The organism is Pseudoneobacillus rhizosphaerae, assembly GCF_917563885.1.
In the GTDB taxonomy this organism is placed as follows: Bacteria; Bacillota; Bacilli; order Bacillales; family Cytobacillaceae; genus Pseudoneobacillus; species Pseudoneobacillus rhizosphaerae.
In genome coordinates, this window is the sequence record NZ_CAKJTG010000016.1 from 75,724 (window position 1) to 99,157 (window position 23,434).

The 23,434-nt window shown below is 36.2% G+C and carries 21 protein-coding genes and 1 tRNA gene; 21 read left to right on the forward strand and 1 reads right to left on the reverse strand.

Annotation, left to right across the window (positions count from 1 at the left end; genetic code table 11):
- Window positions 1-5: 5 nt before the first annotated feature.
- The 17 genes from LRP83_RS14470 to LRP83_RS14550 all read left to right on the forward strand — a co-directional run bounded on the left by LRP83_RS14470 (window position 6) and on the right by LRP83_RS14550 (window position 17,222).
- Window positions 6-902, forward strand: coding sequence for a carbohydrate ABC transporter permease (locus tag LRP83_RS14470; RefSeq protein ID WP_435531360.1), 897 nt, complete (start codon window positions 6-8; stop codon window positions 900-902).
- Entirely contained in the window at window positions 902-1,726 is an 825-nt protein-coding gene (locus LRP83_RS14475; RefSeq protein WP_230497390.1) for a carbohydrate ABC transporter permease, read from the forward strand. Before LRP83_RS14470 ends, LRP83_RS14475 begins: the two co-directional genes overlap by 1 nt.
- 82 nt (window positions 1,727-1,808) lie before the next feature.
- The gene (locus LRP83_RS14480) at window positions 1,809-3,095 is read left to right on the forward strand and encodes an ABC transporter substrate-binding protein (protein ID WP_230497391.1); all 1,287 of its coding nucleotides are present in this window, start codon (window positions 1,809-1,811) and stop codon (window positions 3,093-3,095) included.
- 189 nt (window positions 3,096-3,284) lie between these two features.
- Window positions 3,285-5,093 carry a sensor histidine kinase gene (locus LRP83_RS14485; RefSeq protein ID WP_230497392.1) on the forward strand — a complete coding sequence of 603 codons (1,809 nt, stop codon included), beginning with the start codon at window positions 3,285-3,287 and terminating at the stop codon, window positions 5,091-5,093.
- Entirely contained in the window at window positions 5,074-5,844 is a 771-nt protein-coding gene (locus LRP83_RS14490; protein ID WP_230497393.1) for a response regulator transcription factor, read from the forward strand. Before LRP83_RS14485 ends, LRP83_RS14490 begins: the two co-directional genes overlap by 20 nt.
- Window positions 5,845-5,857: 13 nt before the next feature.
- Window positions 5,858-6,580: a ThuA domain-containing protein gene (locus LRP83_RS14495; protein ID WP_230497394.1), complete on the forward strand. Its 723-nt coding sequence runs from the start codon at window positions 5,858-5,860 to the stop codon at window positions 6,578-6,580.
- 22 nt (window positions 6,581-6,602) lie between these two features.
- Entirely contained in the window at window positions 6,603-7,631 is a 1,029-nt protein-coding gene (locus tag LRP83_RS14500) for a Gfo/Idh/MocA family protein (protein WP_230497395.1), read from the forward strand.
- A gap of 14 nt (window positions 7,632-7,645) precedes the next feature.
- Window positions 7,646-8,614: a sugar phosphate isomerase/epimerase family protein gene (locus LRP83_RS14505; protein WP_230497396.1), complete on the forward strand. Its 969-nt coding sequence runs from the start codon at window positions 7,646-7,648 to the stop codon at window positions 8,612-8,614.
- A 189-nt stretch (window positions 8,615-8,803) separates the two neighbouring features.
- Window positions 8,804-9,256: a DinB family protein gene (locus tag LRP83_RS14510; RefSeq protein ID WP_230497397.1), complete on the forward strand. Its 453-nt coding sequence runs from the start codon at window positions 8,804-8,806 to the stop codon at window positions 9,254-9,256.
- Window positions 9,257-9,429: 173 nt separating this feature from the next.
- A complete protein-coding gene (locus LRP83_RS14515; RefSeq protein WP_230497398.1) occupies window positions 9,430-10,287 on the forward strand; it encodes a S16 family serine protease in 858 nt (285 codons plus the stop codon).
- A 102-nt stretch (window positions 10,288-10,389) separates the two neighbouring features.
- Window positions 10,390-10,929, forward strand: a complete 540-nt coding sequence (locus LRP83_RS14520) for an RNA polymerase sigma factor (protein WP_230497399.1) — start codon at window positions 10,390-10,392, stop codon at window positions 10,927-10,929.
- Complete coding sequence (locus LRP83_RS14525) at window positions 10,922-12,208, forward strand: DUF4179 domain-containing protein (protein WP_230497400.1); 1,287 nt, start codon at window positions 10,922-10,924, stop codon at window positions 12,206-12,208. The genes LRP83_RS14520 and LRP83_RS14525 overlap by 8 nt, the downstream gene beginning before the upstream one ends.
- 246 nt (window positions 12,209-12,454) lie before the next feature.
- The gene (locus tag LRP83_RS14530) at window positions 12,455-13,465 is read left to right on the forward strand and encodes a LacI family DNA-binding transcriptional regulator (protein WP_230497401.1); all 1,011 of its coding nucleotides are present in this window, start codon (window positions 12,455-12,457) and stop codon (window positions 13,463-13,465) included.
- 93 nt (window positions 13,466-13,558) lie between these two features.
- Window positions 13,559-14,773, forward strand: coding sequence for a NupC/NupG family nucleoside CNT transporter (locus LRP83_RS14535; protein ID WP_230497402.1), 1,215 nt, complete (start codon window positions 13,559-13,561; stop codon window positions 14,771-14,773).
- Window positions 14,774-14,931: 158 nt separating this feature from the next.
- Window positions 14,932-15,804 carry a ribokinase gene (gene rbsK / locus LRP83_RS14540; RefSeq protein WP_230497403.1) on the forward strand — a complete coding sequence of 291 codons (873 nt, stop codon included), beginning with the start codon at window positions 14,932-14,934 and terminating at the stop codon, window positions 15,802-15,804.
- A 92-nt stretch (window positions 15,805-15,896) separates the two neighbouring features.
- Window positions 15,897-16,889 (forward strand): nucleoside hydrolase, encoded by a 993-nt coding sequence (locus tag LRP83_RS14545; protein WP_230497404.1) that lies wholly within the window; start codon window positions 15,897-15,899, stop codon window positions 16,887-16,889.
- A 259-nt stretch (window positions 16,890-17,148) separates the two neighbouring features.
- Window positions 17,149-17,222 (forward strand) — tRNA-Gly (locus LRP83_RS14550).
- A gap of 85 nt (window positions 17,223-17,307) precedes the next feature.
- On the opposite strand, the gene LRP83_RS14555 is transcribed toward LRP83_RS14550, so the two are convergent.
- Window positions 17,308-17,976, reverse strand: a complete 669-nt coding sequence (locus LRP83_RS14555) for a B3/B4 domain-containing protein (RefSeq protein WP_230497405.1) — start codon at window positions 17,974-17,976, stop codon at window positions 17,308-17,310.
- Between the two features lie 74 nt (window positions 17,977-18,050).
- Between LRP83_RS14555 and queG the strand changes: the two genes are divergently transcribed.
- The 4 genes from queG to LRP83_RS14575 all read left to right on the forward strand — a co-directional run bounded on the left by queG (window position 18,051) and on the right by LRP83_RS14575 (window position 23,338).
- Window positions 18,051-19,193: a tRNA epoxyqueuosine(34) reductase QueG gene (gene queG, locus LRP83_RS14560; RefSeq protein WP_230497406.1), complete on the forward strand. Its 1,143-nt coding sequence runs from the start codon at window positions 18,051-18,053 to the stop codon at window positions 19,191-19,193.
- Between the two features lie 496 nt (window positions 19,194-19,689).
- Window positions 19,690-20,568 carry an amidase domain-containing protein gene (locus LRP83_RS14565; RefSeq protein WP_230497407.1) on the forward strand — a complete coding sequence of 293 codons (879 nt, stop codon included), beginning with the start codon at window positions 19,690-19,692 and terminating at the stop codon, window positions 20,566-20,568.
- A gap of 60 nt (window positions 20,569-20,628) precedes the next feature.
- Window positions 20,629-21,105 carry a tRNA (uridine(34)/cytosine(34)/5-carboxymethylaminomethyluridine(34)-2'-O)-methyltransferase TrmL gene (trmL, locus tag LRP83_RS14570; RefSeq protein WP_230497408.1) on the forward strand — a complete coding sequence of 159 codons (477 nt, stop codon included), beginning with the start codon at window positions 20,629-20,631 and terminating at the stop codon, window positions 21,103-21,105.
- A 337-nt stretch (window positions 21,106-21,442) separates the two neighbouring features.
- Window positions 21,443-23,338 (forward strand): PrkA family serine protein kinase, encoded by a 1,896-nt coding sequence (locus LRP83_RS14575; protein WP_230497409.1) that lies wholly within the window; start codon window positions 21,443-21,445, stop codon window positions 23,336-23,338.
- Window positions 23,339-23,434 lie beyond the last annotated feature (96 nt).

Below are 23,434 nucleotides of genomic sequence, written 5' to 3' on the forward strand. Positions count from 1 at the left end.
AAGCTATTAAATCTGTTTCCAAAAGAAACAAAACGATAAAAAACATTCTCACCTATGCTGCATTTGTGGGGCCAGCTCTTTTATTTTTTATTGTCATTCAAATTATTCCATTCTTTATGGGCGTCTATTATTCTTTTACCTCTTGGAATGGTGTTAGTTCGACTGCTGAATGGGTGGGATTAGCGAATTATATTAAGATTTTTAAGAATGATCCCGGTTTCGTTAACTCTTTCTTGTTTACAACGAAATTTATGTTTGCAGCTGTTATCATTAGTAACTTTATCGGTTTCGGTTTAGCCCTATTATTAAACGCAGCATTAAAATCTAGAAATCTATTACGAACTGTGTTTTTCATTCCCAATGTAATTGGTGGGTTATTACTAGGTTTCATCTGGCAGTTTATTTTTGTAAAAGGATTTGCTTCGATTGGAAAAATGACGGACTTAGCCTTTTTTAAGCTCCCTTGGTTAGGTGATGAAAACACGGCATTTTGGGGTATTGTGATTGTGTTCGCCTGGCAAATTAGTGGTTATATGATGGTTATTTATATAGCTGCCTTACAGGGTGTTGATCAAAATCTTTTAGAAGCAGCAAAGATTGATGGTGCATCAAACTGGACTTTATTAACTAAGATTATCATTCCGTTAATATTACCGGCGTTTACGATTTGTATTTTCTTAACGATTTCGATGGCATTCAAAATATTCGATATTAATATTTCATTAACAAATGGTGGACCATTTAATTCCACCCAATCTGTAGCGATTAATATTTATCAAGAAGCGTTCCAATACAATCGTTATGGTTTAGGTACAGCGAAGTCCATTTTATTCTTCATAGTGGTTGCCATATTTACAACCGTCCAAGTATTAGCAACGAAGAAGAGGGAGGTTGAGGCATAATGAACCGATATACAAAGAAAACCTTCGTATTAGAGATATTTGGGATACTTTTAGCCATTGTTTTTCTAATCCCGTTTTATTTTGTCATCATCAATTCACTCAAAAGCTTTGCAGAGATTTTAATTGATGGAGCAGCTTGGCCAAAAGAGTTTTTATTCTCCAACTATTTAAAGGTATGGGAGATTATTAATTTTCCTAGAGCCTTTTGGAATTCATTGATTATAACCGTCCTTAGTAATATTGGCCTTGTAGTCATTAGTTCTATGGCTGCATGGAAGCTAGTAAGAACTCCAAGTAAACTGAGTAAAATAATATTTATCTTTTTTATAGCCGCAATGGTCATCCCGTTTCAAACAGTGATGATTCCATTGATGAAAATTGGCGGAATATTAAACCTTACGAATAGTATTCCTGGTCTTGTCATCATGTATTTTGGATTTGGTGTACCGCTATCCTTATTTCTTTATCATGGTTTTGTAAAAACCGTTCCAATCGAAATTGAGGAGTCGGCACGAATTGATGGATGTAGTCAATTTGGAGTGTTTTGGAGAATTGTTTTTCCACTATTAAAACCGATTACCGTAACGGTTGTTATTCTGAATACGCTTTGGATTTGGAATGACTACTTATTACCATTACTTGTTTTACAAGAGAAGGAGCTAAGGACGATTCCATTAGCTACAAGTTCGTTCTTTGCCCAATACACGAAGCAGTGGGACATGGGGCTAGCGGCATTAATGCTAGGGATTACTCCAGTTATCATTTTCTTCTTATTTTTGCAAAAACATATCATCAAAGGAATTGCATCTGGGTCTATTAAATAGATATTATATTTTTGTAGTTATCTAAATAGATAGATACAAAAATTAATATAAAAAAACATAGATAATAGGGAGGTTAATACTTATGAAACGCTTTTTTCTAATGGCTATCACGTTATTGTTAGTTGTAGGTATTATTGTCGGTTGTTCTTCTAAGAGTTCGACTGATGACAAAAAGGACGATCCAAAGAAAGACGACAAAGAAGAAACGGTCACTCTTAACTTTTTCCAATTTAAAGTGGAGATTGCTGAGCAATTACAAAAAATGATTGACGAGTTTGAAACTGAGCATCCAAATATCAAGGTAAAGCTTGAAACGGTTGGTGGGGGTGCTGATTACGGTGCTGCCTTAAAGGCGAAATTTGCTTCAGGTGAAAAACCAGATATTTTCAACAATGGTGGATTTAAAGAGCTAGAGCTTTGGAAAGAGCATTTAGCAGATCTTTCTGGTGAGCCATGGGCAGAGCATGTTCTTCCTATCGGGAAAGTACCAATGACAGATACAGATGGTAAGTTATACGGTATGCCTGTAAACCTTGAAGGCTATGGATTTATCTATAATAAAGATTTATTTGAAAAAGCGGGCATTACAGAGCCACCTGGAACGATTTCTGAGTTAAAGGCAGCTGCTGCTAAGCTTAAAGACGCTGGCATTACTCCATTCTCAGCTGGTTATGGCGAGTGGTGGGTAATTGGACAACATTTATTAAATATCGGATTTGCTCAACAGGATGATCCTGTTGCTTATATTGCTGGATTATATGACGGATCTCAAAAAATTGTTGGGAATGAAAAATTCGCTCAATTTAAAGAAGTATTAGACACTGAAATTGGATTTGCGAACGATAACCCAATTACAACGGACTACAATACACAAGTTACACTATTTGCTTCTGGTCAAACCGCAATGGTGCAACAAGGTAACTGGACTGAGAATATGATTACTGAAATCAATCCAGACATCAATATGGGCTTCCTACCTATCGCACTTAATGATGATAAAGCTGCTTCTGACCGCTTACCAGTAGGGGTTCCGAATAACTGGGTAATCAACAAAAACTCTAAAAATATTGAAGAAGCGAAACTTTTCTTAGATTGGATGGTTTCATCTGAAACAGGAAAACGCTATATCACAGAAGAATTTGCTTTCATTCCAGCATTTGATAATATCGAGCCAACTGGTTTAGGTGATTTAGGTCAATCGATTCTTGAATACTCTAAAGCAGATAAAACGATTCCTTGGACTTGGTTCAGATGGCCAGATGGAGCAAACAAAGAGTTTGCTGCCGTTATCCAGGAGTATGCTGCAGGTAAAATTGACTATGATACGGTGTTACAACGTTTCCAAGAATCATGGGATAATTTGAAGTAATAATATAACTAGATTGAAAGAAAGCATGTCTTACTATAGACGTGCTTTCTCTACTATTTGGATATTTTTTGAAAATTATGTTTAATTCTACTTGTGAAATAATTGATTGTAAGAAACTTCAAAAAACCTTTCAACTATAGGAATCTTCGCTTTATACTTAGGTGTAAGGGAAGTATGGGAGGTTGCATCATGTTTAAGTCAAGCATCCGAAATAAGTTAATTGCCTTTTTACTCATTGCCACGATTGTTCCGTTTGGGACATCGATTATCGTAACCTATTTTCATACAAAGGAATCATTGAAGAATCAAGTAGTTCAAGAGAATAGTAACCTCCTCTATCAAGGTAGGGTCAATCTTGAAGGCTACATCAATGAACTAAATGGATTAACATTGTCCTTATACAATAATCCTGGGTTTATAAACTTCCTCAAAAACTCTACTAAGGAAAATAATTATTTGACGATTGGCATCATCAGAAATGTGATACAAACGATTCTATATGCAGAGGATAATATTGAAAGAGTGAATATTACAATTGCTGAGGATGATCGAATTGTTTCGGCGTCGAAGCGGTCTGCCGTTGTTTTTACGAAAGACTTAATGGCGAAAAATCAGGACTATTATATTAAAGCAATCGAAAGTCCTAATAATATGTATATTGAACCTCTTCGTACGCTATATGAAAATACCGCTAAACCAAGAAAAATATTCTCTATACATCGAACCTTGACGGATATTCCTACAGACAAAGTACTAGCCTTTGTTTCCTTAGAGATTTCATCTGATAAAATCTATAAACTTAGTCAAAATCTATATAATCAAGATTCAGAGGAATTCTATATTATTTCTGCAGAAGGAAAGTTAATATACAGTTCGAATCATGATGTTCCTGATAAGCAAGAAGACCAGCAATGGATCAATACATTAATAGCTGCAAAAAACGAATCGGGGACAATGGAATGGAAAGAAGACTCTTTTAACGGAGTGATGATTTATGATCAGCTGCCAGAAACTTCGGGTGGTTGGTTTTTAGTCAAAAGAATCCCCTATTCATCTTTGTATGAAAGTGCGTTTAATGTAACGAAAATAAATATTATGTTTGGGGTTATTGGACTAGTTCTTGTCATTTTAGCTACGTTATTTGTATCCTTCAGAATTACATCACCCATTAGAGTACTTTTACAATACATACAACAAGTAGAAAAAGGAAATATGAAGGTCGAGCTAGAGCCATTAGGAAATGATGAAATAGGTGTTCTTGGTTTTCGATTTAAAAATATGATTGAAAAAATTGATGACTTAATTAATCGAGAATATAAATTAGAATTGGAAAACAAAACGAATCAACTAAAGGTATTACAATCACAAATCAACCCCCATTTTTTATATAACGCCTTACAATCGATTGGTACGATCGCTTTAAAAAATAAAGTCCCGCAAATTTATACGCTAGTCACTCATTTATCAAAAATAATGAGATATGGGATGAATATGGAAGAAGATATGGTTCCTTTATTAAAAGAAATCAATTATATAAACGCCTACCTATTGTTGCAAAAAGAACGGTTTGGCGACCAATTAGAGTATTCCATTCAGGCAGATGAAGAGGTACTAAATGTTCCTGTTCCTAAAATGATATTACAGCCGATTATTGAAAACTACTTTAAACATGGTTTTGAATCAAGAGATCGAGTAGGGAAAATCGAGATTGAATGTAAAAAGGATGGGACGTTTCTAGCGATAAGGATTTTAGACAATGGCAGTGGCGTATCTGAAGTTCGCTTAAAGGAAATCAATCTATTTTTAAATGAAGAAAATAGTAGTCCGTATAGTTCAGATTCAAATATTGGTTTAAAAAATGTTCATTCCCGTTTAAGACTGAATTACGACCAACAGGCTACTTTTGAACTGAGTAATCAAGAAAATGGAGGCTTTTTAGTATTCATTAAACTTCCAATTACAGTGGAGGAGGAGAAGAATGAAAGCGATCATTATTGATGATGAGAAGCATGTTCGTGAAGGACTGATCCTTTTAGGAGAATGGGAAAAGCATGGAATCGAAACCATCTTAGAAGCGGAAGACGGTAATGATGCTATTAAACTCATCTCTGAGCATCGTCCATCTATCATATTTACGGACATGAGGATGCCGAAACGAGATGGAATCAGTCTTTTAAAATGGATACACCAATCAGACCTGTTAAGTAAAACGATCGTTGTAAGTGGCTATGATGATTTTGACTATATGAGAAATGCGATTGCCTATAAAAGCTTTGATTATATACTAAAACCAATTGATCCGGAAATATTGAATGAAACATTAGAACGTGCTGTAAAGGAATGGAATGATGAACAGCTTTCGAGGGAAACCATACAAAATGTTGATTCTCTTAAAATAGATGACTTTACTCCTAATGAAGAAAAGAATAACATGCAAAAAATTGAAGAATATTTAAGGATTCATTTTCAAGAGGATATTAATTTACAGGATATTGCCGATCGTTTCTTTTTAAATCGAGACTATATTTCTAGGAAATTCAAACAAGAATTTAATGAAACGATTACCGATTATTTAACGAAAATTCGAATCGAAAATGCAAAAGAATTATTAGGGAATCCTACTAAAAAAATATATGAAATTGCCTATCAAGTTGGCTACCAAAATGAAAAATACTTTAGTAAAGTGTTTAAAAAGCAAACTAGGGTAACCCCGAACGAGTATCGAAATGCTATTTTATCTAATAAATAAAGGTGGTTAAACGATGTTAAAGGTAGTAGTTTGGAATGAAAATAGACATGAACAAATAGACCCGGAAGTAAGAGAAGTGTACCCGGAAGGTATTCATGGAACCATTGCATCCTTTCTAGGTGAAGCACAGTTTGACGTGAGTACTGCAACACTTGATGAGCCAGAGCATGGTTTAACAGATGAAGTATTAAATCAAACCGATGTACTAATTTGGTGGGGACACATTGCCCATCATGAAGTGAAGGATGAAGTGGTTGAAAGGGTCAAGCAACGCGTACTAGATGGGATGGGATTAATCGTTCTTCATTCTGGCCATTTTTCTAAACTCTTTAAAACCTTAATGGGTACTTCCTGTGATTTAAAATGGAGAGAAGCAAGTGAGAAGGAACGTATTTGGATTATTGATCCAAGTCATCCGATTGTGGAAGGTTTAGGAGAATATATTGAACTTGAAAACGAAGAAATGTATGGGGAGCACTTTGATATTCCCACCCCTGATGAACTAGTCATGGTTAGCTGGTTTGAAGGAGGAGAAGTTTTCAGAAGCGGCTGTACCTTCAAACGAGGAAAAGGGAAGATATTCTATTTCCGTCCTGGTCATGAAACATACCCAACGTATTACAATAAAGAGGTGCAACGAGTCATTACGAATGCTGTTAAGTGGGCGGAGCCAACAAAACTACCAAAGCCCGTTTATGGTAATGCTAAAGCACTTGAGCTTATAAAAGAAAAATAAAACAACTGGGAGGTTTAATAAAATGGAAAAAATCAAAGTTGGTATTATTGGTTGTGGAAGTATTGCCAAGCATCGCCATCTACCAGAGTATGCAAGAAATGAGCATGTAGAAATCATTGCTGTTTGTGATATCGTGGAGAATCGTGTAAATGAACTTGCTGATACTTATAATGCAAAGGCTTATACAAACTATGAAGATTTACTAGCCAATCCAGAAATTGATGCCGTAAGTGTTTGTACTCCTAATTACTTGCATGCACCAATTTCGATTGCAGCCCTAAACGCTGGGAAGCATGTCCTTTGCGAAAAGCCGATGGCAACCTCCCGAGCTGAAGGAGAAGCGATGATTGAAGCGGCAGAAAAGAATGGTAAAAAGCTAATGATCGCCCACAATCAACGTTTCGTCCCTTCTCACCAAAAAGCCAGACAATTAATCGAAAACGGTGAAGTAGGCAAAATATATAGCTTCCGTACGGCATTTGGTCATGGAGGACCAGAAGGCTGGAGTGTAGATGGAAAAGAGAGCTGGTTTTTCAAAAAGCAAGAAGCCTTTATTGGTGCGATGGGAGACCTTGGTGTCCATAAAACAGACTTACTTCGCTTTATCCTTGGAGAAGAATTTGTCGAGGTTGGAGCCTTTATTGAAACAAGTGCCAAAGAAAATGCTGATGTAGATGATACGGCCGTGTGCGTTTTAAAAACAGATAGTGGTATCATCGGTACGTTAGCGGCAAGCTGGTCTTATGTATCGAAAGAAGATAATTCAACCATTATTTATGGCGAGAAAGCGATTTTAAGATTAGAAGATGATCCTACCCATTCACTAGTTGTTCAATATAAAAACGGAGAAGTGGTTAAATACGAGCTTGGTGCGATTCAGACGAATGAATCGGGCGGCCAAAAAAGCTCGCAAATTATTAATCAATTTGTCCATTCGATTGTCCAAGATTCAGTTCCTCCGATTACTGGAGAAGAAGGATTAAAATCGCTACAAGTCGTGTTATCCGCGCTTGAATCGAATGAGACAAAACAAATTGTAAAGATCGTTTAGAGGAGGTAGCTAAATTGAAATTAGGTGTATTTACCGTTTTATTTTCACAAAAGACCTTTGAAGAGATGCTTGATTATGTTCAAGCTGCTGGTGTAACCGCTGTAGAAATTGGAACAGGTGCCTATCCAGGAAGTGCCCATTGTCCTCTTGATGAACTGTTAGAAGATGAGAACTTGCGCAACGGCTATTTAGAAAAGGTGACATCAAGAGGATTACAAATTAGTGCCTTTAGTTGTCATGGTAATCCAATCTCACCAGATCAAGCATTTGCAGATGAATCCCATCAAGTATTAAAGAAGACGATTAAACTTGCTAGTTTGATGGGTGTGCCGGTTGTAAACTGCTTCTCAGGGACAGCAGGGGATCACGAAGGTGCTAAATATCCAAATTGGCCAGTGGCTCCATGGCCAAACGAATATGGAGATATTTTGAAGTGGCAATGGGAGGAGAAATTAATCCCGTATTGGAAAGAAGTAGGGCAGTATGCAAAGGATCATCAGGTGAAAATTGGACTGGAGCTTCACGGCGGTTTTCTTGTCCACACTCCTTATACTCTGCTTAAATTAAGAGAAGAAACATGTGATGCAATCGGTGCAAATCTTGATCCTAGCCATTTATGGTGGCAAGGTATCGACCCTGTAGCGGCAATCAAAATATTAGGTCGTGCGAATGCGATTCATCATTTCCATGCAAAGGATACGTATATTGATCAAGATAATGTTAACATGTATGGATTAACGGATATGCAGCCATATGGCAATGTACAAACAAGAGCATGGTCTTTCCGCTCCGTTGGCTGTGGACATAGTCTTCAGGAATGGTCAGACATGATGAGTGCGTTACGAACATTTGGCTATGATTATGTAGTAAGTATTGAACATGAGGATCCACTTATGTCCATTGAAGAGGGCTTTACTCGTGCGGTTAAGAACTTAAAGAGTATTTTAATTGAGGAGCAGCCTGCTGAGTTGTGGTGGGTGTAATAGGTTGGGGAGGAAGAATGTGTTCTTCCTCTTTTTTTGTTGACGGTAAATGATAATAGTTACCATATTCTTGATTACCAAAAGAAGAATCCAATTATTTTACTAACTTATTGGAATTATGTGGTAATATAAGTAGTAAGGAAAATGATTTTTATAAGGGAAATTCAATCATTGGTGGTGTGATTCTTTTTGAAAACTATCCTAAAGATGTATGAGCATTTAGATTGGGCGAACCAACGTATTCTTGAAACATTGCAAAGTATGGAAGGTGAAAATCAAGAGGCTAATCGTTTGTTTTCCCATATCCTATTTGCAGAAAAGGTATGGATAACTAGATTACAAGGGTTGGACAGTTCACGATTGCCCATTTGGTCATCAAAGGTCGATATAGAAGTCTGTGCAAACCTTGTTATCCAAAATAAAAAGAGCTTAACAACGTTTCTTACTAATATATCAAATACTGACCTCGATAAATTAATATCCTACTCAAATAGTAAAGGACAAGAGTTTAAGAATTCTGTAAGGGACATTTTAACTCATGTAGCCCTGCATGGTCAGTATCATCGAGGACAGATTAATTCACGACTTCGAGCAGATGGTTCTGAACCAGTTAATATTGACTATATTACATTTGTGAGATAAATGTATTCCGGGTTGCCTTGTTCAATACTTGTAGAAAGTTTGTGGATTTTTGTACTTTAAAAAATAAGTGCAAGTGTTGAAAATCATGGCTGTCAATGTGGCAGCTTTTTTTAATTGAGCTAACGAGTTAGTTAAAGAAGAGTACATAAACAAACAGGGGGGATGGATAGTAAATGAATAAATCAAATATCGTTGCTGGTATATTATCTATTCTTTTCTATTTTGTATTTTTATTATTATACCTTCAAGATGCTATCAATGAATGGGTGTTTCTAAGTGTATTGTTTTTCGGCTTACTAGCTCTGTTGCTTTCATTAATAGTATTTCGAAAAAAACGTGCAAGCCAACGGGAAATTTCAACCGCCTTAATCCTTTTAATGCTTCTATTTAGCTATGAGTTTCTACTTTTGGGATACACAACACCATCACACTTGATCAACCTGTATGTAGAACCAACAGAAGCGATAGAGGATTCAGGAATATTTTTGTTACCCGTTCAGGTGATAACCATCAGGAACAAACATGATCTGGAGGAAATTTTAACATCAAGGAATGATGATGTATTAACGATGACTAAACTTAATAATCGTAAGATCTATGGATATAAAAATAGACAAATATTATCCTGGTTTCAAAAAGCATTAATAGAAGAAAGTGAAAATAATGTAAAAAAATATTTAGGACAAGAAGATGAGTGGCTCAATCAATTTTTTAAACGAGAACAAATCAGTGGTGATAGTGCAGGGCTTAACTTAGTGCTGAATGGATTATACAAACAAGGTCAATTTAAAAATGAAATCCCAATTGCTGTTACTGGAGCAATTAATGAAAAGGGAGATGTCTTTCCTGTCGATTATATGAAAGAAAAGGTACAAATAACTGAAAGGGCTAGCATTCCATTTATGATTATTCCCAGCGGAAATGCTGAAGAAGTAGCGGAAATTCAAAACAAACTAAAGGCAAACGTGGAGATTTTTGCTGTATCAAATGTAGATGAAGCTATTCAAATAATTAACGACCTGAATAAATGAGCAATTTAGATGCGAGGACCAGGGGCCTCAAGAATTATTTTTTCAAGAAAAAATGAACTTTATATTCTAGTCATGACTCATATAAGGGAGAGGGGTGACAGCATGGATGTTATTCGGTTAGTGAAAAAGGCGAAAAAGGGAGATAAAGAGGCGTTGCTTCAATTAATTTTCGCTGAAAAAGATGATTATTATAGACTTGCTCTCACTTATATGGGGAATGAACATGATGCCATGGATGCGATGGAGGAAATGATTGTAAAGTTATATGAAAAATTGGACCAACTAAAAAAGGAAGAAGCCTTTTACAGTTGGAGTAAGACGATTTTAGTGAATGGTTGTAAATCAATGCTTCGTAGGCAAAAAAAGCTGGTGTTATTTGAAGATTGGAATACTTCTAATGAGGAACCATCTAGTCTGACTAGTGATCCGTATATTTGCAGTGATCAACAAATGGATATCAAGGATATGCTCACTCATATAAATCCCCATCAAAAAGAAGCGATTCAATTAAAGTATTTTCATGATCTCGATTACCAAACAATTGCTACTATAACATCTGTTTCGATTGGAACGGTAAAATCAAGGATCTTCGAAGGCTTGAAAAAGCTAAGAACTCATTATAGGGGTGATTTTGGTGAATGACATTCAGAAACGATTAGCTGAAGAGAAGAAGCACATAAACTCCATACAGGCTCCAGAAGAATTAGAAATGAGATTAAGGAATGCTCTAAATCATGCTCCGGAAAAAACAAAACGGAATGTATTTAACTGGCTGGCCGCAGCTATTTCATTATTTTTAATCATCATGATGGGATCTCAATATAATGCTTTTGCTTATTATGGAAAAAAACTACTAGGTTTTGATGAAGTGATTTTTGGTACCTTAAAAGAACTCAATGAAAAGGGTATGGGACAAATCGTCGACAAAAAGACGAATCTAAGAGATGGAACGGAACTTATCATTAACGGAATTATTTCGGATTCTAATCAATTGGTATTGTATTACACATTATCCAATCCAAATGGGATAAAGGAGAGTACGAGTGACCATTTTAGACTATCAAGAATTACTGGTTTTTTAACAAAATCAAATGTAGGTGGCGGCACGTACTTAATTAATGATGATAATACGGAGATTAAAGGAACGATGTCATTTGACCCTGTTAGTCCATTTGCGAAAAAATTAGATGTATCCTTTTGGCAGCCTATTCAGAACGACCAGATGATTGAAGGCACTATTTCATTTCCTTATAATCCAAACAAAGCAATGGCTACTGAGCTGAAAAAGCCGTTAAAAAAGACATTTAAAGTTGATAAAGGTACCATTAAATTCCACTCCATAACAGCCTCACCATCAATGACAGTCATTAAAGGATCGTTAAATGTTGAAAATTTTGATCGAGTCAATTTCGCATTAGAGGGAATTGAGTTAATTGCGAATGGAAAGCCGATTGAAATAATGGGTGGCGGCAGTAATTCTTCCTTAACAGGAAAAAAGTTTGATATTCGCTATGATGCATTACCCAAAAAGCTAAATTCACTAGAACTGGTCATGAAAGAATTTGTTGGTTATCAAAAGCTGGACAAAAAGATTTCCCTTGCATCCATTAGCGATAGTCCGATTAATCTTGGTGGGAAAGACCTTTGGATCAAAAAAATGGCAACTACTTCACAAGGAGTAGAAATAACGATTGCGACAGCTGATGATGTGATGCTTGATGGTGTATCCATCCAAACGCAAAAGGATATCACCCCTTTAAGAACAACCGTAAACCAACTTCATACAAAACTAGATGAGAATAAGGAAGTAAAAGAACGTACCTTGCTATTCGATTCCACCGCAAAGCCAGAGTACCTTTTAATAGAAGGTATGCATTTTATGAAATCATACAATCAGAAAATGGAGATTCCAGTGGATTAGAAATGCGCTTATCAATGAATGTAATTTTTACATTTAGATCAAATACGGTGAAACGAACCATAAGAAAATGAGTTTTTCAATCACAAATTTAGTCGTTGACAATATATGTAAAACCACCAGCTTTAGCAGGTGGTTTTTTCCAAATATTTCTTTTGACAAAAATCGACTAATATAGTAAATTAACTTATGTAAGCGGTTTATATTTTCATAAAAATGAAACGTTTCATTTTTATAAGGGGTTTTGAATTGGAAGCTACAATTAAGGATATTTCAGAAAAGACGGGTTTATCTCTAGGGACTATTTCAAACTATTTAAATGGAAGAAATGTCAAGGAAATAAATAGAATTCTAATCGAAACAGCCATTGAAGAATTGGGATATAATGTTAACATGTCTGCCCGATCGCTTAAAACAAAACAGTCAAAGTTAATTGGTTTAGTCGTCCCATCATCTGAGTTAACATTTTCAGCCAAACTCGTTTCAGTCGTTGAAAAGATTCTATCAAAAAAAGGGTTTATGGTTATGATCACAGTCATCGGTCATTCTCCGTTAATAGATTATCAAAAGTTAATTAATTTACAATCTAGAAATGCGGATGCCATGATTATTATCCCTTCAACAAATAATGAAACATTAGAGAAATGGCTAAAAAGTCTAAAAAGTCCGATTCCGATTATCATACTTGATCGTATCATTGAGGATTATAATAAAGCGAAATATGTTTTAGTCAATAATGAAAGCGCATCAAAAATGGCTGTTGATTATCTAATCCATAAAAACCATAAATTGATTTCAATTATTGGGGGAGATATGGACGGGTATACGACGATTGAACGTATGAAAGGCTATAAAAAATCTTTAGAAGAAAACGATATGGAAATTAATCCTGATTATATTATTTATAGTGATTTTACTATACGCGGCGGGTATCTAGCTTGCGAAAAAATATTTCAATTAAAAAATCTCCCATCAGCTATTTTTGTAACAAACTATGATATGACATTAGGCGTAATCGAATACTTGAATGAGCATAACATAAAAATTGGTGAAGGTATTTCATTGATTGGTTTTGACCTCGATGATTTAACTAAAATTGTTAATCCTAGTATAACAATGATTATCCAGCCAATAAAGGAAATGGCAGAATATACTGCCTATCGATTACTAGATTTTTTAAAGCGTGAGTATTATGAAAAAACGCCTATATTTTTTACTTGTACACTTAAAGAAGGTGGATCTGTATCTGAACTTATCTAACTATTCTTTTTTTATATAAAAAATGAAACGTTTCATTTCCTTCAATAGTACTGTAAAACTATCTAAATATGACTTCAGAAAAGAGGAAAAAGTATGGACATCGTTAGAGGGATAATTGGTTTAGCCTTCATTTTTGTTTTAGGTTATTTGATAAGCTTTGATAGAAAAAATGTTCGGTATAAACCAATGGCGATCATGATTGGTTTGCAACTTGTGATTACATTTGTTGCTTTAAACACTGCGGTTGGTGTTACCATTTTAGGTGGAATTTCTGACTTTTTTAGCTGGTTGTTGAAACAAGCTGATGGTGGCGTCAACTTTGTATTCGGCGGTATAGAAATGAAGTTTGTATTCTTTTTCCACGTTTTAATGCCTATTGTTTTTATATCGGCTTTAGTTGGAATTTTAAATTATTTCAAGGTCTTGCCATTTATTATTAAATGGACAGGAAAACTAATCAATAAGATCACAGGAATGGGAGATCTAGAAAGTTACTTTGCACCTTCAACAGCTATTTTAGGACAGCCTGAAGTGTTTATCACAATTAAAGAACAACTTCCAAAAATGAAACCGCAACAACTATATACCATTTGTGCGTCGGCAATGTCAGCTGTTAGTGCAGCCACATTGGGAGCTTATATGACAATGGTTCCAGGCCAATATGTAGTAGTTGCTGTATTTCTAAATATTTTTTCAGCTTTAATTATTTCCTGCGTTGTAAACCCTTACAACCCAAAAACAATTAATGAAGATGCTTCGGATAATAATAGTAAGGAAAGTACAGAATGGTTAGTAAGTGCAGAAGGTGAAGAAAGGGAACCATTTTTCCAAATGTTAGGTACTTACATTTTAGATGGTTTTAAATTAGTAATCATTGTCTCAGCCATGTTGATCGGTTTTATGGCTTTAGTAACGATTTTAAATAATTCTTTTGAAATTATGTTTAATATTACTTTTACAGAAATTATGGGCTGGGTCTTTGCACCAATTGCATTCGTATTAGGTGTCCCTTGGGATGAAGTGGTTAGAGTTGGTAGTATCATGGCTACTAAACTAATTACGAATGAATTTGTTGCAATGGGTGAGTTAGCGCAAGTTGCTGAAACATTGTCTCCAAAAGCACATGCGATGATTTCTACTTATTTAATTAGTTTCGCAAACTTCGGAACATTAGGTATTGTATCCGGTTCAATTAAATCAATCGATGAAAAACAAGGAAGAATGGTTGCTAAATATTCATTGAAACTCTTATTAGGTGCCACAATGGCCTCCATGCTAACAGCAACAATCGTTGGTATGTTTTATTAATCGGTACAAGTATGCATAAGTGTTCCATGAGGACAGATCTTTCGGTAAGCAGGTAGAAAAATAAATGCTACATTTGGACAAGAAAACTGGAATTAATTATTACCACGCTTGAAAAATACAAGGAACCTGTCCCTGCGTCCCACTAAGAAGGTGCTTGAATGATAACTGTAGTAGGTAGTATAAATATTGATTTAGTTGTACAAACAGATCACATGCCCGAACAAGGAGAAACGACGTTAGGGAATTCCCTATCCATTTTTACTGGTGGAAAGGGTGCGAATCAGGCAGTTTCGATTTCAAGATTAGGAAAGGAAACACAAATTATTGGTGCTTGTGGTACTGATGAGTACGGAAAGATTGCCTTATCATCATTAAAAAAGGAAAACATTAAAACGGATCATGTCTTTTTAGTTCCAGATGTTTCAACAGGTGTTGCCTCGATTATAGTTTCTAATTCTGATAATCGAATTATTGTCGTTCCAGGAGCAAACTACTTATTAACACCAGAAAAAATTAGTTCTGTGAAAGATGAAATAGTAAAAAGTGAAATGGTTGTTCTTCAGTTGGAAATACCGCCTGAAACAGTTCAGGCAGTATTGGAAATTTGTAATGAATATCATATTCCTACGATCCTAAATCCTGCACCAATGGATAAATTCAGGAAAGAATTTATTGATTTAGCAACCTATATTACACCGAATGAAATGGAATGTATAAGCCTATTTGGTGAAAATATGGAGGAAACTTTAGAACAATATCCAAATAAATTAGTTGTTACTTTAGGGGATCAAGGTGCTCGTTATTATGACGGCGAAAAACATGTTTATATTAATAGTTATCCAGTAAAAGCAGTTGATACAACAGGTGCTGGGGATACTTTTAATGGAAGCTTTGCCGTTGCCTTAACCGAGGGAAAAACGATTGAAGAAGCTGCAAGATTTGCAAATGCAAGTGCTTCTTTATCAGTTGAGAAAAAAGGGGCACAAACCGGCATGCCTTCATATGAGATGGTCCTAAACCGGTTGGGTTAGGAATGAGGCGACACCGCGATGCGAGTGTTTGGCGCATACATTGTATTAGTTTTATAGATTTGTAAATCAAAATTCTTATAGGGGTGACAAACATGGAAAAACGAAAGATTATCATTGATACAGATCCAGGCATTGATGATACTTATGCTCTGGTAGCCGCTTTTAGTTATGAAGGATTTGATGTATTAGGAATAACCGTTGTAGCTGGTAATGTAGGCTTGGAGAACTGTGTTAATAACGCTTTAGGGATTGTTAACTTAATGAATGCCGACTGTCGGGTTTATCCTGGAGCGACGGCTTCATTGGTAGGTCTGGAAAATGCTAAAACATATAATATAGAATCTTCGGTCCATGGAGCAGGTGGATTGGGTACGGTTACACTTACTCCTGATCCAACGAAACGCTCAGATACGCACGCAGTAGATTTTATTTTAGAAACTGTAAAAGAAAACCCAGGTGAGGTTGAAATAATTACCTTAGGTCCATTAACGAATATTGCCTTAGCCATTCGAAAAGATAGAGAAACGATGAAAAAGGTTAAAAAGATTTGGTCTATGGGTGGTGGCGTTCGCTTAGGAAATAGAACACCTGTAGCCGAATTTAATTATTGGGCAGACCCTGAAGCGGCAAAAGAAGTCTACGAGTTGATCGGTGAAGATGTTGAAATTAATATGATCGGATTAGATGTTACACAAAGTACTCGAATGACTTTAGATGACTTATTCTTCCTAGAAACAGAGTGTGGAAATTTAGGGTCACTATTAAGTGAAATGTCAAATCATTATAAAAAAATGTATTGGGAAGTTCTTCGGTTCACCGGGGTTATTGTTCATGATTTAGTTGCGGTCATGCTTGCGATTGACCCTAGTTTAAGTGATGAGGATGACGTCTATAAACAAGTTAATTTACAGATGGAATGCGAAGGAATATGCAAAGGACAGACGGTGGTTCAATTCTCTCCTAGTGATGATGAACCTAGAAATGCAAATGTTTATATGGGAATCGACAACGACAACTATCGAAAAGCCTTCTTCAAACTTTGCTTCCCAGAATCCTATTCAATGTATACCAAATATATTCTATAATTGGGACAAGGGTAGTCTGGCCCCAATTTCAAATGAAATCTTAAGAGAATAGATGCCCTTATGTATATCTTCTTTAGTGCTTCTTTCTTGGAAGGAAGCACTAAATTTAATCATTATTAGATTTGTCACTTTAGTTGGACATTAAATAGTTACCGTTTATGGTACAAAATTCGACATTTTTTTCACTTTTGACTTGACCTTCATTAGAAAAAAGTATATTATAAAGAAGTCGATTTTATGGAATGGCAATTATTAACATGCGGGTGTAGTTTAGTGGTAAAACCTCAGCCTTCCAAGCTGATGTTGTGAGTTCGATTCTCATCACCCGCTCCATACATATGTGATTCAACGCAGTGTTTTATTTTTAATAAATAAAGCATTGCGTTTTTTATTTTTTCAAAAAAAAAGACACTAACTACTAGTGCCCCAAAATCGAATAGCTTCCTTCACCACCATGAATTTGTACAAACATATTCATTAATGATTCGGTGAGTTTCTGAGATTCTTCTAAGTCCAATGAAGGTCTTAAATAAACAATTTGTAAAGCAGACTTCGTTTCCAATTTAACTGGAGTTCGGTCAGAGTCTACAAATGGACTTCCGAATGCTCCATCCTCATCGGCCGAAACGATCAGTTTTTCAACAGAGTTTAGACGACCGTTCAAGCCAACATACTCCTCACCAGGATGACCAATTCTAACCGTCACATTTCCATTAATTTTACTAGTGTCGTATACACCGATTGGAATTTGATATTGAAGCGAGAAGAAATTGTTAACATCAATCGCGCTCTGCACTGAATCTATGTAGTTTTGTTTCCCAATCCTTCTATAAAGTGCTTCAACAGAGGGGCGATAGCGATTCGGATCTTTACCTGTTGTTTTAAAGATTTGTCGCCACTCTTTAATCCCGTCTAAATCAGTTACGTTTTTATTTTCTAAGTCAAAATAAAGTGATTCTTGGAATAATCGCAAACGTCCTTTTAGCATCTGTGGAGATTCTGAAACCGTTATATTTTTATAATGAATAACTCCTATCTTAAAATGAGGAATAAGCGTATTAAGTTTGTCAGATACCTTAATTTCCAATGTTTCCACCTCCAAAAGTATATAAAAATAGTTTATCATAAGGAATAGAATCGTCAAAAGAAAGGGGTGACCTGATGAGCATCCAATCTCTGAAAAAAGACATCATTCAATATAGTAAAGAAATTGGCATTGATAAAATTGGTTTTACAACAGCATCAACGTTTGGCGAATTAAAAAATCGGTTAGTTCGGCAGCAAGAATTAGGCTACCAATCCGGATTTGAAGAATCCGACATCGAAAAACGGGTAAATCCAAAATTGTTATTAGATGAAGCACAGTCTATCATATCTATCGCTCTCGCATACCCCTCTAAAATGAAAGTGCGTGTCACAAGTAAAAAGGGTGAAAGAAGAGGCATATTTTGCCGGGCTTCTTGGGGCGAAGATTATCACCATATATTAAGAGACCGATTACGTAAGTTAGAAGAATTTATTTTATCAAAAGTTCCTGAAGCAAGAGTAAAGTCGATGGTGGATACAGGTGAGCTTTCCGATCGTGCTGTAGCGGAGCGAGCTGGAATCGGTTGGAGCGGAAAAAATTGTTCCATCATTACACCTGAATTCGGCTCGTATGTTTACCTAGGTGAAATGATTACTAATATCCCCTTTGAACCAGATGCACCAATAGAAGATCAATGTGGGGATTGTACATTATGTTTAGATGCATGCCCGACCGGAGCACTTGTACAAGGCGGACAATTAAATGCCCAGCGCTGTGTAGCGTTTTTAACCCAAACAAAGGGCTTTTTACCTGATGAATTTCGTGAAAAGCTAGGTAATCGAGTTTATGGCTGCGATTCATGCCAAACAGCTTGTCCGAAAAACAAGGGGAAGGATTTTCATTTTCACGATGAAATGGAGCCTGATTCTGAGTTAGTAAAGCCGTTATTGAAGCCTATTCTAAAAATTAGCAATCGCGAGTTTAAAGAAAAATTTGGTCCTCTATCTGGTTCGTGGCGGGGGAAGAAACCAATTCAACGAAATGCAATTGTGGCTTTAGCCCATTTTAAGGATGAAACAGCTGTTGAGGACTTAATCGATGTGATGAACAAAGATAGTCGCCCAGTTCTCCGCGGGACTGCCGCCTGGGCAATTGGAAAAATCGGTGGGGAAGCAGCAAAAGTAGCGCTTGAAAAGGCGAATGATATCGAAACAGACCCGGAAGTAATAGTTGAAATTAACAAGGGCTTAGCTTATTTTAATGGAGGACAATCCTAAAAGGGATTGTTCTTTTATTTTGTGCTTAATCGTTAGTGAAAGAAGTAGAAAATTGAGAAGAAACCGAGTTGTGTCAGAAATGTGAAAATCGCGCATAAAACAAGGAAACCTGCGCATAAAACAAAGAAACCCGCGCATAAAACAAAGAAACCTGCACATAAAACAAAGAAACCCGCACATAACCGTCTCGTTTTGGCGCATAAAATTGTTCTAGTGGGTTTTCACTAAAAAAAACACTCTTAAAAGGTTTATTTCAGCAATCCCACTGATAATAAGCGCCAAAATGACGAATCAGCAGACACAGAAGTAAAACCTCAAGAGAAAATGACCTCTTTTTGGGGTAGAGTTTGCAAATAACAGGGGTTTCGCTTTTTAAGGTAAGGATGTGCCTAATCGTTATCGCTAGCAGAAAAAAAGTCACCTAATTTTTAGCAACACAAAAAGAGCTTAAAAGGAAATTCTCTTCATATGTATTTTATGAAGGGAGTGAAGGCAATTGAGAAAACAACTTCAACGTTTACTTGATGAACGAGTTAAGCAATGTGTAACTAATTCCAAAGACACTGAGGCGACATGTAGTAAAATAGAAGCCAAAAAAGAAAGTGCCTCCAAAAGATCCGCAGAAATCGTAAAAGCAAAAGCAGCTGGGAATATTCTAAATAAGACTACGAATAAGGATACATCAAGTGTTATGTATCAAGTTCACTTTCAATACTTAATCAAACAAAATAAACAGCTATACATGGAGGAGGAGATGGAGCTTAGAAAGGCTGATTTTTATCAAGGAACTTTAATAAATGATATGGAGGTAAATCAAATCGCATCTAATCAGGCAGAACTGCCAACAATGATTGAAACTTCCCATGAAGACACGCGCCAAAGCTTTCAATATGATCGACTAAAGGCAGTTCAATATGCTGAAACTTGGTGGAATTCTTATAATCCAGCCTTCAAAAAATTTGAAGAAAATGATTGTACAAATTATATTTCACAATGCTTAAATGCAGGTGGAGCTCCTATGCGTGGTTATCCAACCCGGGGGCACGGCTGGTGGATTAGAGGAAATAATTGGAGTTGGAGTTGGCCAATTGCCCATGCGCTTCAATTATATTTAAGTAGCTCAAAGACGGGTTTAAGAGCAAGAGAGGTCAGTCGGCCAGACGAGTTAATGCTAGGGGATGTCATCTGTTATGACTTTGAAGGAGATGGTCGTTTCAATCACAATACGATTGTGACGGGATATGATTATTACGGAATGCCATTGGTGAATGCCCATACAACAAATAGCAGGCTACGTTATTGGTCTTATACCGATTCAACCGCCTACACGCCTAACATCAAATACAAATTCTTTACAATCGTTGATGATGAATAATCATTTATCGAAACAAATGGTATAATAGCAGGTAGATTAGATTTTATGAGGTGAAAAATTGTGGCAGTTCATGTAGTGTTATATCAACCAGAAATCCCAGCCAACACCGGTAATATTGCTCGAACCTGTGCAGGAACAGATACTACCCTGCATCTCATTCGACCATTAGGTTTTTCCACGGATGACAAAATGTTAAAACGTGCAGGATTAGACTATTGGGAGCATGTTACGATTTTATATTATGATTCCTTAGACGAATTCTTTGAGAAAAATAAAGGCGGCGAATTTTTCTTTATTACGAAATTTGGTCAAAAGAATCATTCCGATTTCGATTACTCTGATAAAAATAAGGATTATTATTTTATCTTTGGAAAAGAAACAACAGGCCTTCCAAAGGATGTTATTGAAAAAAATCTCGATCATGCCTTGAGAATTCCAATGAACGAAAATATTCGCTCTTTGAATTTGTCTAATACCGCAGCGATATTAATTTATGAAGCGTTAAGACAACTTGATTACTTACATTTAAGAAAATAAAAAAAGGACCCTTGAGGTCCTTTTTTTATTTGTTTGAGCCTGGGCGGTCATTGTATCCTGATGTGAAAATAGCCGCTAAAAATGCGATTGTAACTCCAATAAGTAAAATTGTACCCATGGTATGTAAGCCTCCTTTTTTCAAAGCTTCATTAATACACATATGTCCTATTATATCCTAACAATTACATCTAGTGAATGCTAAACTAAAGATTTTTTAAAAAAATTAAAAGGACAAACTGACAACTCATATCAATAAGAATGTTCAATTGCCCAAGCGCATAGATTTATAGTAGTCGTCTCTCGATTATGGATTATGGCTACCACAAGGGAGGTCTTTATGGATATTCTAAAGAAGATTGAGATGTTTCGCGAAGAGGAAGAAAAGCTACGTTGGGAAGGGACATTTGGAGACTATCTACAATTATTAAAGGAAAAGCCATGGGTCGCACAGTCAGCACATTCAAGAGTCTATAACATGATCAGAGACGCAGGTATTGAAGAAGTAAAAGGGAAGAAGAAATATAACTTTTTCTCGAATCAACTGTTTGGTCTAGAAGAAGCTTTAGAACGATTGGTAGAGGAATATTTCCATCCAGCTGCCAAAAGATTAGATGTTCGTAAGAGGATCTTGTTATTAATGGGTCCAGTAAGTGGTGGTAAATCCACATTAGTTACGATGCTGAAAAGAGGATTAGAGGCCTATTCTCATTCCGACCGCGGTTCCGTATTCGCAATTAAGGGCTGTCCAATGCATGAGGATGCGTTACATTTAATCCCGCATAGTTTGCGTCAAGATTTCCATGATGAGTATGGGATACGAATCGAAGGTAACCTTTCTCCATTAAATATGATGAGATTAGAGCAGGAATATGGTGGCAGAATTGAAGATGTATTAGTGGAAAGAATTTTCTTCTCGGAAGACAAACGGGTAGGGATTGGTACATTCAGTCCATCTGATCCAAAATCTCAGGATATTGCTGATTTAACGGGAAGTATTGATTTCTCTACCATTGCGGAGTATGGCTCAGAGTCAGACCCACGTGCCTATCGTTTTGATGGAGAGTTAAATAAAGCAAACCGTGGGATGATGGAATTCCAAGAGATGTTAAAATGTGATGAGAAATTCTTATGGCATTTATTATCACTAACACAGGAAGGTAACTTTAAAGCTGGGCGGTTTGCGTTAATTTCAGCAGATGAGCTAATTGTGGCTCATACGAATGAAACAGAATACCGTTCGTTTATTTCGAATAAAAAGAATGAAGCCCTTCATTCCCGGATTATCGTCATGCCAATTCCTTATAACTTAAAGGTTTCGCAGGAAGAACGTATTTATGAAAAGATGATTCGTGAGAGTGATGTAGCTGATGTGCATATTGCTCCGCATACGTTAAGAGTTGCAGCAATGTTTACGATATTAACCCGACTGAAAGAGCCTAAAAAAGGTGATATCGATTTAGTGAAAAAGATGAGACTATATGATGGTGAACAAGTAGAAGGCTATAACTCTGCTGATATAGAGGAAATGAAGAAAGAATATACAGATGAAGGTATGAGTGGGATTGATCCGCGTTACGTTATCAATCGAATTTCTTCAACGATTATTCGGAAAGAGACACCGTCCATTAATGCCTTGGATGTATTACGCTCTCTTAAAGAAGGACTGGATCAACATCCATCGATTACAAACGAGCTGAAAGAGCGTTATATGAACTTTATTTCGTTGGCCCGTAAAGAGTACGATAATATCGCTAAAAAAGAAGTACAAAAAGCATTTGTCTATTCGTATGAAGAGTCGGCTAAGACGCTAATGGATAATTATTTAGATAATGTCGAAGCATACTGTAATAAAAATAAAATGCGAGATCAATTAACAGGTGAAGAAATTAATCCAGATGAAAAGCTCATGCGTTCGATTGAAGAGCAAATCGGCATATCTGAAAATGCAAAGAAGGCGTTCCGTGAAGAAATTCTCATTCGGATTTCTGCCTACGCTCGCAAAGGTAAACGATTTGATTATAATTCTCATGATCGCTTACGTGAAGCCATCCAGAAGAAATTATTTGCTGACTTAAAGGATGTCGTCAAAATTACAACCTCAACAAAAACACCTGATGAAATGCAGTTAAAGAAAGTAAACGAAGTCGTAGCCCGCCTAATCGACGAACACGGCTACAACTCCACATCCGCAAACGAACTATTAAGGTACGTTGGAAGCCTGCTAAACAGATAATGTGTAAAAAGGACTGACGATAACTCGTCAGTCCTTTTACGCACTAACGTAATGGGGGACAGTCCCTCATCGCTTTAATGCGTTGAGGGACTGTCC